At 55.4% G+C, this 12063-nt stretch carries 12 protein-coding genes and 2 tRNA genes; 6 read left to right on the forward strand and 8 right to left on the reverse strand.

Annotated features, from left to right (window positions below; all coding sequences use genetic code 11):
- Positions 1-31 precede the first annotated feature (31 nt).
- From rlmM to HMPREF0201_RS17115, 4 genes are all read right to left on the reverse strand, one after another.
- Positions 32-1132, reverse strand: coding sequence for a 23S rRNA (cytidine(2498)-2'-O)-methyltransferase RlmM (gene rlmM, locus HMPREF0201_RS17100; protein ID WP_016538026.1), 1101 nt, complete (start codon positions 1130-1132; stop codon positions 32-34).
- Positions 1125-1520: a DUF423 domain-containing protein gene (locus HMPREF0201_RS17105; RefSeq protein WP_016538027.1), complete on the reverse strand. Its 396-nt coding sequence runs from the start codon at positions 1518-1520 to the stop codon at positions 1125-1127. The genes rlmM and HMPREF0201_RS17105 overlap by 8 nt, the downstream gene beginning before the upstream one ends.
- 46 nt (positions 1521-1566) lie before the next feature.
- Positions 1567-2484 carry a glycine cleavage system transcriptional regulator GcvA gene (gene gcvA / locus HMPREF0201_RS17110; RefSeq protein ID WP_016538028.1) on the reverse strand — a complete coding sequence of 306 codons (918 nt, stop codon included), beginning with the start codon at positions 2482-2484 and terminating at the stop codon, positions 1567-1569.
- Positions 2485-2827: 343 nt separating this feature from the next.
- Entirely contained in the window at positions 2828-3055 is a 228-nt protein-coding gene (locus HMPREF0201_RS17115; RefSeq protein ID WP_016538029.1) for a YgdI/YgdR family lipoprotein, read from the reverse strand.
- A gap of 196 nt (positions 3056-3251) precedes the next feature.
- Here HMPREF0201_RS17115 and csdA point away from each other — a divergent pair, with 196 nt between their 5' ends.
- Both csdA and csdE read left to right on the forward strand, forming a co-directional pair.
- Positions 3252-4457: a cysteine desulfurase CsdA gene (gene csdA, locus HMPREF0201_RS17120; RefSeq protein ID WP_039898752.1), complete on the forward strand. Its 1206-nt coding sequence runs from the start codon at positions 3252-3254 to the stop codon at positions 4455-4457.
- Positions 4458-4901 carry a cysteine desulfurase sulfur acceptor subunit CsdE gene (csdE, locus tag HMPREF0201_RS17125; RefSeq protein ID WP_016538031.1) on the forward strand — a complete coding sequence of 148 codons (444 nt, stop codon included), beginning with the start codon at positions 4458-4460 and terminating at the stop codon, positions 4899-4901. It abuts the gene before it with no gap.
- Here the strand turns inward: csdE and tcdA are convergent, their stop codons facing one another.
- Both tcdA and mltA read right to left on the reverse strand, forming a co-directional pair.
- Entirely contained in the window at positions 4902-5711 is an 810-nt protein-coding gene (tcdA, locus tag HMPREF0201_RS17130; protein WP_016538032.1) for a tRNA cyclic N6-threonylcarbamoyladenosine(37) synthase TcdA, read from the reverse strand. It abuts the gene before it with no gap.
- Between the two features lie 71 nt (positions 5712-5782).
- Positions 5783-6889 (reverse strand): murein transglycosylase A, encoded by a 1107-nt coding sequence (mltA, locus tag HMPREF0201_RS17135; protein ID WP_016538033.1) that lies wholly within the window; start codon positions 6887-6889, stop codon positions 5783-5785.
- A gap of 211 nt (positions 6890-7100) precedes the next feature.
- On the opposite strand from mltA, the gene HMPREF0201_RS17140 reads away from it, so the two are divergent.
- Positions 7101-7177, forward strand: a tRNA-Met gene (locus HMPREF0201_RS17140).
- Positions 7178-7242: 65 nt separating this feature from the next.
- Positions 7243-7319, forward strand: a tRNA-Met gene (locus HMPREF0201_RS17145).
- Between the two features lie 75 nt (positions 7320-7394).
- Here HMPREF0201_RS17145 and HMPREF0201_RS17150 read toward each other — a convergent pair.
- Positions 7395-7850 (reverse strand): winged helix-turn-helix transcriptional regulator, encoded by a 456-nt coding sequence (locus tag HMPREF0201_RS17150; RefSeq protein ID WP_016538035.1) that lies wholly within the window; start codon positions 7848-7850, stop codon positions 7395-7397.
- A 175-nt stretch (positions 7851-8025) separates the two neighbouring features.
- Here HMPREF0201_RS17150 and HMPREF0201_RS17155 point away from each other — a divergent pair, with 175 nt between their 5' ends.
- The gene (locus HMPREF0201_RS17155; RefSeq protein ID WP_016538036.1) at positions 8026-9189 is read left to right on the forward strand and encodes an MFS transporter; all 1164 of its coding nucleotides are present in this window, start codon (positions 8026-8028) and stop codon (positions 9187-9189) included.
- A 43-nt stretch (positions 9190-9232) separates the two neighbouring features.
- Here the strand turns inward: HMPREF0201_RS17155 and amiC are convergent, their stop codons facing one another.
- On the reverse strand, positions 9233-10483 hold the full coding sequence (gene amiC, locus HMPREF0201_RS17160; RefSeq protein ID WP_039898757.1) for an N-acetylmuramoyl-L-alanine amidase AmiC: 1251 nt from the start codon (positions 10481-10483) through the stop codon (positions 9233-9235).
- 221 nt (positions 10484-10704) lie between these two features.
- Between amiC and argA the strand changes: the two genes are divergently transcribed.
- Positions 10705-12036 (forward strand): amino-acid N-acetyltransferase, encoded by a 1332-nt coding sequence (gene argA, locus HMPREF0201_RS17165; protein WP_039898759.1) that lies wholly within the window; start codon positions 10705-10707, stop codon positions 12034-12036.
- Positions 12037-12063: the final 27 nt, after the last annotated feature.

The raw sequence follows: 12063 nt of genomic DNA on the forward strand, positions 1-12063 counted from the left end.
CTCACCCGGCAAGGGTGAGGGAAAGTGTCTATCAGCGCTCGTCGCGACGGCCGCCAGTGGCAGCCCACCAGCGGCGGATATGCACGGTAACTTCTTCGCGGTCGTGATAAAGCTGGCGAGCCTTAATCTCGGCGTTAATTCCGTTTTCTTCCAGCTTCTCGCGGATCTGCGCCAGGTTCTGGGAGACTTCCTCATAGCGCTTTTTCATCGGCAGCTTGAGGTTAAAAATAGTCTCACGGCACCAGCCGTTCACCAGCCAGGTCGCCATCAGGCTGGCGACTTTTGCTGGTTTTTCAACCATATCGCAAACCATCCACGAAATATTGGCACGCGTCGGGCGGTATTTAAAACCATCCTCGCGCAGCCAGGTTACCTGCCCGGTATCCATCAGGCTTTGTGCCATCGGGCCGTTATCAACGGAAGAAACCCACATGTTGCGCTTCACCAGCTGATAGGTCCAGCCGCCGGGGCAAGCGCCCAAATCAACCGCATACATGCCGTTTGCCAGACGTTCATCCCACTCGTCCGCGGGGATAAAGACGTGAAACGCCTCTTCCAGCTTCAGCGTTGAGCGGCTCGGCGCGTCGGACGGGAACTTAAGGCGCGGAATGCCCATATAGAACGGTGAATTGTTGGTGGTGTACGAATACCCGGTATAGCAGCAGCCTGGGGCGATAAAGAATACGTGTACCACCGGGCGTTTTGGCGTCTCGTAGTTAGTCAGCACCCCGGCTTCACGCAGGCTGGAACGCAGCGGCACGGTGAACTTGCGGCAGAACTTCATCAGCTCTTTGCTTTCGTTAGTGTCCGCCACCTCAACGCGCAGGTCACCGCCTTTCTCAACCACGCCCTGTAACATGCCGACAACCGGCGTAATACGGTCTTCCGGCGGCAGATCTTTTAACAGCTCACCGGCAACGATCATCTGGCGGGCAAAAATCAGGTCGCTAAACGGCAGCTCGCGCGCCAGCTTATCCGCCTCTTCCGGCTGGTAGCATTCAAATACCACGTAGCCGCTCTGTTCTTTAACACGGGCAAACCCGTAAACGCCGCGCTGCCCGGCTTTGTCGGTGATTTCTGCCGCACACTCTTTCTCAAAACCCTGGCGACAGTACAAAATAACTTTATTCATGGCTTACGCCCTTACGTTTCAGGCGCACAGCACCAATTAACATCAATATCCAACCGGCAAGGAAGCTTACGCCGCCCACCGGGGTAACAAACGCCCACAGCCGCAGATGCGACAGGGCAAGACAGTAGAGACTGCCGCTAAATAATACGGTCCCGAGCGCCATAAAGACGCTGCTCCAGTAGAACCAGATGCTGATGCGTCTCTGCATCGCCACCGCAAGGCCAAAAATAGCCAGGGTGTGAAATGCCTGATATTCAAGCCCGGTCTGGATCCAGCCCATCTCCACAACGCCCAGAGATTTGCTTAATACATGCGCCCCGAAGGCGCCCAGGGCAACAAAAACAAAGCCGCTGATGGCGGCAAAAATCAGCATGAATCGGCTGGTCATGGTGTAACCCTAAAAGTGAGGCGTGGCCTGGCCACGCGAAGATTGCTTATTGTTCGTAGCGAAAACGGAATTTTTCTTGCTCGCTGGCCGCCTTTGCCAGGATCCACTGTCGAAACGCGGCTATTTTACCCAGTTCTGCCTGACTGTCATGACAAACCAGATAAAAGGCGTTTTTACTCACCAGCACATCGTTAAACGGGCAGACCAGGCGGCCGGCCTCTATTTCGGTTTGCGCCATCACGTTGTTAGCCAGCGCAATACCCTGACCGTGAATGGCGGCCTGGAGCACCATCGCGCTGTGGCTGAAAATAGGCCCCTGCTGGACATTAATATGGCTCACCCCAAGCTGGCGGGTATAAGTCTGCCAGTCGCGGCGCGAAGCGTCATGCAATAAAGTGTGCTTAGCTAAATCTTCCGGCGTTTTAATCGGCTTATCGCCGGTGAGCAGCATAGGCGAGCATACCGGTAGCAAATATTCAGCATAAAGCTTTTCAACCCTGAGCCCCGGCCAGTTACCCCGACCATAGAATATCGCCACGTCCACATCGTCCGACAGCTTATCTTCCTGGCGGTCAACCGCCTGGATTCGCACGTCGATTCCCGGATAAGCTGAGTTAAAGCTTGTCAGGCGCGGCACCAGCCAGTGAATCGCAAAGCTTGGCAATAAACTGACCGTCAGTGCGCCTTTTGCGCTTCGCGCCTGCAGCTTGCGCGTGGCTTCGGTAAGCTGGGAAAAAATCTCTTTAATATCCTGATAATAGCTTTGCCCCTCTTCCGTCAGCAACAGCGAACGGTTGCGGCGACGGAACAGTTTCAGGCCGAGAAAATCCTCCAGAGACTTGATCTGGTGGCTTACAGCGGCCTGAGTGACAAACAGCTCCTCGGCCGCTTTAGTAAAACTCAAGTGACGGGCCGCCGCGTCAAAAACGCGCAGCGCATTCAGAGGTGGTAAACGCTTGGACATGGGTTATTTGGCTTAAGTGTTAATAATGATTAACAAACAGATGCTGTTTGTTTACCTATTAGTTTTTTTTATCTGAGCCATTATAAATTGTCCGTTGAGGATGCACCAGCAAATACCTATAGTGGCGGCACTTCCTGAGTCGGAACGAAAAGTTGTCTGGAATGCGTGTTCTGGAGGGCTTTTGGCTTACGGTTGTGATGTTGTGTTGTTGTGTTTGCAATTGGTCTGACATTTCGGACCACGGTAGCTAAGCTACCCCTTTTCACTTCCTGTACATTTACCCTGTCTGTCCATAGTGATTAATGTAGCACCGCCGAATGCGGTGCTTTTTTTTGCCTGCCGTTTACTTCTTCAGCTCAACCATCTCTTTCACGTCCGAGCGGTTAATCTGCTGCATGTTTCCGTTGGCGTCTTTGTACTTAATCATACCGGTTTCGTCATCGGTCTTCGGCTTACCTTCAGAGACGATGGCACGCCCGTCGTTGGTATGCATGATGTAGTTAGGGCTGGAACAAGCTGCAAGTGCAAAAGTCATCATACAGGCAGAAACAATAGCGGCTGCTTTATTCATAATTCTTCTCCTTGTGCATAGAGTTTAATGCTACTTAAATCTCTTCTACTGACAGTCGTAAACATCAGTCCAACAATAAATAGCATAACCTGCTTTTCCGATCTTGCCAGCAGAAGCGGACTATTCCGATGGTGACTGAAACCTTGTGCCGCGCCCTGATTTGCGCGACGATCTGTTCATTGACTTGAGGATCATCATGACAGCATTTAACCCCGCCCACTTTCGCGCCCAGTTTTCGGCGCTGGCAGACTCAGGCGTCTATCTCGATAGCGCGGCAACTTCGCTTAAACCTCAGGCCGTAATCAACGCCACCCGGCAGTTTTACAGCCTGAGCGCGGGTAACGTTCACCGCAGCCAGTTCCCGGAGGCACAGCGCCTTACCGCTCACTACGAAGCCGCGCGCGACCAGGTTGCGCGGCTGATTAATGCACAAAGCGGTAAGTCCGTGGTCTGGACACGAGGAACCACTGAAGCCATCAATCTGGTGGCGCAGTGCTACGCTCGCCCTCGTCTTACCGCCGGGGACGAAATCATTATCAGCGAAGCCGAGCATCACGCCAATTTCGTGCCGTGGCTGATGGTTGCCGAACAAACGGGCGCTCGGGTGATAAAACTCCCGCTGGGAAATGACCTGCTGCCCGATCTCAACCAGCTTCCAACGCTTATCAATGAGCGCACCCGTATTCTGGCTCTGGGGCACATGTCCAACGTCACCGGCGGCTGCCCGGACCTGGAAAAAGCCATTACGCTTGCCCACGCTGCCGGAGCCATTGTGATGGTCGACGGCGCGCAGGGCATCGTTCACTGCCCGCCGGATGTTCAGGCGCTGGACATCGACTTTTACGCATTTTCCGCCCATAAACTCTATGGCCCAACCGGCATCGGCGCGCTGTACGGCAAACCCGAGCTGCTCGAGCAGATGTCACCCTGGCTCGGGGGCGGCAAAATGATTACTGAAGTTTCGTTCGAGGGCTTCAAAACCCAGCCGGTGCCTTATCGCTTTGAAGCAGGGACGCCGAACGTAGCGGGCGTTATCGGGCTCAGCGCGGCGCTGGAATGGCTTGAAGAGATTAATCTGCACGAGGCTGAAAGCTGGAGCCGCAGCCTGGCAACGCTTGCCGAAGCTGAACTGGCTAAACGCCCCGGCTTTCGCAGCTTCCGCTGCCAGGATTCAAGCCTGCTGGCATTCGATTTTGCGGGCGTACACCATAGCGATTTAGTTACGCTGCTGGCGGAGTCCGGCATTGCCCTGCGCGCCGGCCAGCACTGCGCCCAGCCGCTGATGGCTGCTCTCGGCGTTAGCGGCACGCTTCGCGCCTCTTTCGCCCCCTACAACACTCAGCAGGACGTGGAACACCTGGTACAAGCCATCGACCGCGCCCTCGACATTCTGGTGGACTAAATGAGCAATATTTTATTAGCCGGGCATCCTTTTGGCTCCGCCGTGAACGAAGAAACTTTGCTCTCCACGTTTGCCGCTTTGCAGCAGTGGGAAGACAAATATCGCCAGTTGATCCTGCTCGGCAAGCAGCTTCCGGCGCTGCCTGACGAGTTAAAAAACGAGAGCATTGAAATCAGCGGCTGCGAAAACCGCGTATGGTTGGGCTATACCCGCCAGCCTGACGGCACGCTGCACTTCTACGGCGACAGTGAAGGAAGAATTGTACGAGGATTGCTGGCGGTGTTGCTGACCGCAGTAGAAGGGAAAACCGCCCGGCAGCTGTTGGAGAAAGATCCGCTGGAATTATTCGACCAGTTGGGGCTGCGCAACCAGCTCAGCGCCTCACGCAGCAGCGGTCTTGCCGCGCTGGCAGCGGCCGTTCAGCAGGCCGCGCGCCAGGCGTAATCAGGCGGCGGTTCGCGCCGCTTTCGCCATCATCTTCTTCAGCACATGGGACACCGCCACGAAGCCAAAGCTGGCGGTAACCATAGTTGCCGCGCCAAAGCCGGAGGCGCAGTCCATACGCTTTGGCCCTTCAGCGGTGCTTTTCATCGCACAGACCGAGCCATCGGCCTGAGGGTAAACCAGCGCTTCGGTTGAAAATACGCAGTCCACGCCCAGCTTTCCTTTGCTGTTCTTCGCCACGCCAAAATCACTTTTCAGCCGCTCGCGCAGCTTGGCGGCAAGCGGATCCTGAATCGTTTTTGCCAGATCGGTCACCTGGATCTGCGTAGGATCGATCTGCCCGCCCGCTCCACCGGTAGTCACAAGCGGGATCTTATAGCGCCGACAATAAGCTATCAGTGCGGCTTTAGGCCGAACGCTATCAATTGCGTCAATAACATAGCTGAATCCCTGACTAAGCAGCTCCGCTACGTTTTCCGCGGTGATGAAATCATCAACCACCGTAACCCGGCACTCGGGATTAATCTCTTTAATGCGCGCGGCCATGACTTCGGTTTTTGCCTGACCAACGTTATCCCGCAGAGCATGGATTTGGCGGTTGGTGTTAGTCACACACACGTCGTCCATATCAATCAGGGTAATTGCGCCGATGCCGGTACGCGCCAGCGCTTCGGCCGCCCACGATCCCACGCCGCCGATGCCAATCACACAAACGTGAGCCTCAGCAAACAGCTGTAACGCCGCCTGGCCATACAGGCGAGCGGTTCCGCCAAAGCGTTGCAGCCAGGCATCGGAAAGAACGACAGACATCGGGGTATCCTCAGAAATAAAAAACGGGCTGATTATACAGCCCGTCTATAGAAGGTGGGAACTTTGCAGCATCAACCGCTAAAAACATTCCCGCCGTTGCCCGCTCCAGGTGCCGGTTTCAGCACCCAAACGCGACCATAATGGTTATACCATCCCGCGCGGTGTCCGGCATCCGGGCCGATTCCCTGGTAGATATCGAAGTGCTGGCCTTTGATTGCCCCACCCACGTCCAGCGCCACCATCACACGCAGCTCGTACTGGCCGGTAAACTTGCCGTTATTATCCAGCAGCGGCACTTCGGTAAGCAGCGTTGTGCCCGCAGGAATAATAGAGCGGTCAGACGCAACGGATGCGCGGCCAATCAGCGGCACGGCGCTGGCACCTTTCACCGGCGCATAGCTTGCGGGCTTGAAGAACACAAAGGAAGGGTTCTGCTCCAGCAGCTCGCGGACTTCAGCCTCGCTGTGGGTTTCGCCCCAGTGGCGGATGGCCTGCATCGACATATCTTCTTTCTTTACTTCGCCACGGTCGATTAACACTTTACCGATACTGCGATAGGCGTGGCCGTTTTTCCCGGCATAGCCAAAGAAAGTCAGAGGCTGGCCGTCGCCAAAATCAATATAGCCGCTGCCCTGCACATCCATGATGAAGTTATCCATCAAAGAATTGCTGTAGGCCAGCACATAGCTCTCGCTCAACGCGCCGCTGTAGATTTCCGCACGGGAAGGCAGGCGGCCACGTTTTGGCGGCATACGGTAGATTGGGTACTGGAATTCGCCCTGACGGGTATGGCGAGCCTGAATAACCGGGGTGTAATAGCCGGTGAACTGGACGTTACCGTAGTTATCCGCGCCTTCCATCTGCCACGCATCCAGACCAAACTGCTTCAGCTGGCGAGTATCGCCCCCGGCGCGCAGCCACTGCTGCACCGCGTTATAAATGTCGCTGCCATTATTATAGAGGCGAGGAGAAGCGGAGCGGATCTGATTAACCTGCTCGGCATAGTCACCGCCGTTGATTGGCGCCCCTACCGCATCAGGCTGATTCACCAGTGAGAAAGGCTGGGAGAACTTCCCGTCTTTATATTGTTGACCGCGATCGGTCGGTTTTGATGAGCAGGCGGCCAGCATTGCTACCATCGCCCCCGCTACTATGTACTTAATCCAACGTCCTTTCATTACTCTCTAGCCCTGCTGGTTGCCTCTATATGCCTCGCCGAAGATAGCAAACGCGCCGCGAGAATTAAACGAGTTGAGGGGGTGACATAGTAAAAACGCCTGTTTTATGGGCATTATGCGGGTAAATTCAACAACCAATGGGAAATTCAGGAATTTCTTCCAAAAAAGGGTTGCAACAAAAAGCGAGCAGAGTATAGTGCGCATCCACGGACGCGGGGTGGAGCAGCCTGGTAGCTCGTCGGGCTCATAACCCGAAGGTCGTCGGTTCAAATCCGGCCCCCGCAACCAATTAAAAGTCGCTGTTTTAACAGCGCAATGATGAATAATCATTAAAAAAATAGCAGTATGACGGACGCGGGGTGGAGCAGCCTGGTAGCTCGTCGGGCTCATAACCCGAAGGTCGTCGGTTCAAATCCGGCCCCCGCAACCAACATTGAGAACACCCTTACGGGTGTTTTTTTGTATCTGCAATCCGGGAAATTTTCTCCCGGCCCCTTCTGGCGAATTACTCTTCTGCAATCACAACCTTACGCACAATTGCATCTTCAGGCTGTAAAGCACTACCGTCCTGTAAAACCGGCATCATGAAAGCAACAGGCTGGCCGCTGCGCTTATCGATAAGCTCAGAGTGCGGCTCATTCTCCGCGAATAAATAACGCTCTCCCCACTGGCGCAGCGCCACCACAACCGGGAACAGGCTTAGCCCCATCTGCGTTAACACATACTCCTGATAAGCCGTCCCGTCGGACGCGGCCTGCAATTCCAGCACTCCGGCATCAACAAGCTTGCGCAATCTGTCAGAAAGAATATTTCTGGCTACGCCCAGACTCCGCTGGAAATCCCCAAAGCGGCGTACGCCGTCAAACGCATCGCGCACAATAAGCAACGACCAGCGGTCTCCTACCGCCTCAATGCAGCGAGCGACCGGGCAAAACTGGTTGGCATTATTTCCCTGCGGCATTTTTCTCCCCTTATCGCCAGGCAAACAAGTTGCATTTTAAAACCAGACTCTCTACCCTTCAATCAGTTTTGTTTTGCAACTAGATTGGCTGGGAGGAAAGAAGATGAGAAAAACGCTGCTTGTTGATGTTACAGCCTGCTCCGAACGGCATCGGCCTTTACCAGAAGCCGCCAGTATGCCCGCGAGCCTGGTCGCCCTTTTTTCCATTGCCAGCGGGCTGAGCGTGGCGAACGTTTACTATGCCCAGCCTCTGCTGGATAAGCTGGCGCAGGACTTTGGCATTAGCCACGCCGCCATCGGCGGGCTTATAACCGCAACCCAGGCAGGCTGCACGCTGGCCTTGCTTTTTTTAGTCCCCCTGGGTGACCTGCTGAACCGCCGTAAACTGATGGCAGCCCAGATTGCGGGCCTGGTCATCGCACTTATTTCTGTGGCAGTCGCCCACTCCGCGCCGGTGCTGCTGGTAAGCCTGCTGGCCGTGGGGCTGCTGGGCACGGCAATGACGCAGGGGTTAATTGCTTATGCGGCCAGCGCGGCCGCGCCCGATCAACGCGGACATGTTGTCGGTTCCGCACAAAGCGGCGTGTTCATTGGGCTGCTGTTAGCGCGAGTCTTTGCAGGAGGAATAAGCGATATTGCGGGCTGGCGAGCGGTCTATTGCTGCTCCGCTGTATTAATGCTGGCGATTGCTTTGCCGCTGTGGCGCAAACTACCGGAACTCGCGCTATCGTCAGCCGCCCGTAGCTATCCGCAACTTATCGGCTCTATGTTTACCCTGCTCCGCCAGGAGAAAGTGTTGCAGGTGCGCGGAGTGCTGGCGCTGCTGATGTTCGCCGCCTTTAACGTTTTCTGGAGCGCACTGGTGCTGCCGCTAAGCGCCGCCCCTTACGGCTTCTCTCATACGCTGATTGGGGCTTTTGGCCTGGTCGGTGCGGTGGGAGCACTGGCCGCAACGCGTGCCGGAAAATGGGCGGATCGGGGGCTTGCACAGCATACCAGCCTCGCCGCACTTCTCTTGCTGCTGCTGGCCTGGTGGCCGCTCTCGCTGATGAGCTGGTCCTTAGGGGCGCTGGTGGCAGGGATTATCTTGCTTGATTCAGGTGGCCAGGCCCTGCACGTCACCAACCAGAGCATGATTTTCCGCACCCGGCCGGAGGCTCATAGCCGCCTGGTGGGGCTGTATATGCTTTTTTATGCCGCCGGAAGTGGCGCAGGCGCGATGAGTACAACGCTGGTTTATGCCCATGCGGGCTGGCAAGGCGTGTGCCTGCTGGGTTCGGGAATTAGTTTCCTGGCACTGCTGTTCTGGTTGTTCACCAGGAAAGTCACGGGCGAATAACAGAGGGTAAGCGCCAGCTATATTAAAGGCGCGCCTTTTACTTCTACCCTCTTCGCGCCAGGCGCGAGCTGTCCGAGAAGTAGGCTTTAATCCCCGCCAGGATGGACTCGGCCACCTCCTGCTGGAACTTCGCCGTGCGCAGCTTACGCTCTTCCTCCGGGTTACTGAGGAACGCAGTTTCCACCAGAATCGACGGAATATCCGGCGCTTTAAGTACTGCAAACCCGGCCTGATCGACGCTGTTTTTATGCAGCTTATTTACCCGTCCGAGACGGTTCAGTACCTCTTTGCCAAACTTCAGGCTGTCGTTGATGGTCAGCGACTGCACCATATCGAACATCGTGTGGTCGAGATAACGGTCCCCGCTCTTGCCTACCCCGCCGATTAAGTCCGCGGCGTTCTGGGTTTGAGCAAGATATTTAGCCGCGGTGCTGGTGGCACCTTTGGTCGACAGCGCAAACACCGATGAACCGCGAGCGGCCGCGGTAGTGAAAGCATCCGCATGAATAGAAACAAACAGATCGGCCCGCTGCTTCTGGGCTTTAGCCACGCGCACTTTCAGCGGGATGAAAACATCCTCGTTTCGCGTCATATAGGCCTTCATGTTGCCTTCTTTGTCCAGCAGCGCCTTCAGCCTGCGGGCAATGCTCAGCACAATATCCTTTTCACGGGTCTTATTCGGGCCAATTGCGCCGGGATCTTCCCCGCCGTGCCCGGGATCGAGCATGATGACAATCGGGCGGTCACGCCCCGCTTTACCCGGCTGCGGCCCTTTATCAGCCGGCATTTTCTTATCCAGCTGGCCGTTGTTGTAATCTTCCAGCAGCGCCAGCAGCGGATCCTGCTCGCTATTCATATTGGCCGGGTAAAGATCCATTACCAGGCGTTCTTTAAATTCGGCCACCGGTGCCAGCGCAAACAGATGTGGGGTAACGTTTTGTTTCAATTCAAAAACCATACGCACGGTCTTTGGGTCGAACTGCCCTACGCGAGCCGACTTAATAAAAGGATCGTCGCCGCGAACCTGGCTGCCTATGCCTTTTAACACCGAATTTAAATGCGCGCCTTCAATGTCCACCACTACGCGTTCCGGGTTGCTAAGCGCAAACTGGCGGTATTTAAGCTGATGGTTCGACTCCAGCGTTACGCGGGTATAAGACGAGGCCGGCCAGACGCGCACGGCTATCACCTGGCTTGAGGCAGCAAAACCAACCTTGCTGACGCTCAACAGCCACATAGCTCCTGCACCCTGAAGTAAACGGCGGCGACTCATTAACGAACTGGAATCTGGCATGGCTCCCCTGAGCGATAGTTTTTGGCATAAATTTTTTTTGAGCCGAAAACTTTAGCGAAACACGCGGTTACTGTCATCTATAAAAGGGTAAACGTTCAGAAAAGGCTCACTCAAACCGCCGCTGAAAAATTTTATCCTGGATGAAAATTGGCGCTTGCACCCGAAGCCATAAAAGAATAAAAATACAGAAATTACGAATAAAAATTCAATGAGGGTGTGCCGTGGTGAAGGAACGTAGAACCGAACTGGTGCAGGGATTCCGCCATTCTGTTCCCTATATAAATGCCCACCGGGGAAAAACGTTTGTCATTATGCTCGGCGGCGAGGCCATCGAGCATGAAAACTTCTCCAGCATTATCAATGATATTGGCCTGCTGCACAGCCTTGGCATTCGCCTTGTGGTGGTGTATGGCGCTCGCCCGCAGATTGATGAAAACCTGGCTGAACATCACCACGAGCCGGTCTACCACAAGCACACCCGAGTCACCGATGCAAAAACGCTTGAACTGGTTAAGCAGGCGGCCGGACTGTTGCAGTTGGATATTACCGCCCGGCTTTCCATGAGCCTCGGCAATACGCCGCTGCAGGGCGCGCATATCAACGTGGTCAGCGGCAACTTTATTATTGCCCAGCCGCTGGGCGTGGACGACGGCGTGGACTACTGCCACAGCGGCCGCGTTCGCCGCATCGACGAAGAGGCGATTCACCGCCAGCTGGATAACGGCGCAATTGTGCTGATGGGGCCGGTCGCGGTATCGGTTACCGGAGAGAGTTTTAACCTCACATCCGAAGAAGTCGCTACCCAACTGGCGGTAAAACTGAAGGCGGAAAAAATGATCGGGTTCTGCTCTTCTCAGGGCGTAACCGACGATCTCGGCAATGTTATTTCCGAACTGTTTCCCAACGAAGCGCAGCAGCGTATTGAAGCACTTGAAAGCGCGGGCGACTATCATTCCGGCACCGTGCGTTTCCTGCGCGGCGCGGTAAAAGCCTGCCGCAGCGGCGTGCGCCGCAGCCACCTGCTCAGCTATCAGGAAGACGGAGCTTTGCTGCAGGAACTGTTCTCCCGGGACGGCATCGGCACGCAGATTGTCATGGAGAGCGCCGAGCAGATTCGCCGCGCCACCATCAACGATATCGGCGGCATTCTGGAGCTGATTCGCCCGCTGGAGCAGCAGGGCATCCTGGTTCGCCGCTCACGCGAGCAGCTCGAAATGGAAATTGATAAATTTACGATTATCCAGCGCGACAATCTGACTATTGCCTGCGCCGCCCTCTATCCGTTCCCGGAAGAGAGCATCGGTGAAATGGCCTGCGTGGCGGTTCACCCGGACTACCGCAGCTCGTCTCGGGGCGAAGAGTTGCTCAACCGCGTAGCCAACCAGGCGCGGCAGATGGGGCTGAGTAAACTGTTTGTGTTAACCACCCGCAGCATTCACTGGTTCCAGGAACGCGGGTTCCTGCCTGTGGACGTAGAGCTGCTGCCGGCCAGTAAGAAAGAGATGTACAACTATCAGCGTAAATCAAAAGTGCTGATGGCGGATCTGACCTGAAAAAAGAGGAAGGCTTCTGGCCTTCCT

The sequence above is a fragment of the Cedecea davisae DSM 4568 genome, from assembly GCF_000412335.2.
Taxonomy (GTDB): Bacteria; Pseudomonadota; Gammaproteobacteria; order Enterobacterales; family Enterobacteriaceae; genus Cedecea; species Cedecea davisae.

Coding starts and splice junctions, on each gene's coding strand:
- rlmM (WP_016538026.1), bottom strand. CDS start 1,132: ATGAATAAAGTTATTTTGTACTGTCGCCAGGGTTTTGAGAAAGAGTGT.
- HMPREF0201_RS17105 (WP_016538027.1), bottom strand. CDS start 1,520: ATGACCAGCCGATTCATGCTGATTTTTGCCGCCATCAGCGGCTTTGTT.
- gcvA (WP_016538028.1), bottom strand. CDS start 2,484: ATGTCCAAGCGTTTACCACCTCTGAATGCGCTGCGCGTTTTTGACGCG.
- HMPREF0201_RS17115 (WP_016538029.1), bottom strand. CDS start 3,055: ATGAATAAAGCAGCCGCTATTGTTTCTGCCTGTATGATGACTTTTGCA.
- csdA (WP_039898752.1), top strand. CDS start 3,252: ATGACAGCATTTAACCCCGCCCACTTTCGCGCCCAGTTTTCGGCGCTG.
- csdE (WP_016538031.1), top strand. CDS start 4,458: ATGAGCAATATTTTATTAGCCGGGCATCCTTTTGGCTCCGCCGTGAAC.
- tcdA (WP_016538032.1), bottom strand. CDS start 5,711: ATGTCTGTCGTTCTTTCCGATGCCTGGCTGCAACGCTTTGGCGGAACC.
- mltA (WP_016538033.1), bottom strand. CDS start 6,889: ATGAAAGGACGTTGGATTAAGTACATAGTAGCGGGGGCGATGGTAGCA.
- HMPREF0201_RS17150 (WP_016538035.1), bottom strand. CDS start 7,850: ATGCCGCAGGGAAATAATGCCAACCAGTTTTGCCCGGTCGCTCGCTGC.
- HMPREF0201_RS17155 (WP_016538036.1), top strand. CDS start 8,026: ATGCCCGCGAGCCTGGTCGCCCTTTTTTCCATTGCCAGCGGGCTGAGC.
- amiC (WP_039898757.1), bottom strand. CDS start 10,483: ATGCCAGATTCCAGTTCGTTAATGAGTCGCCGCCGTTTACTTCAGGGT.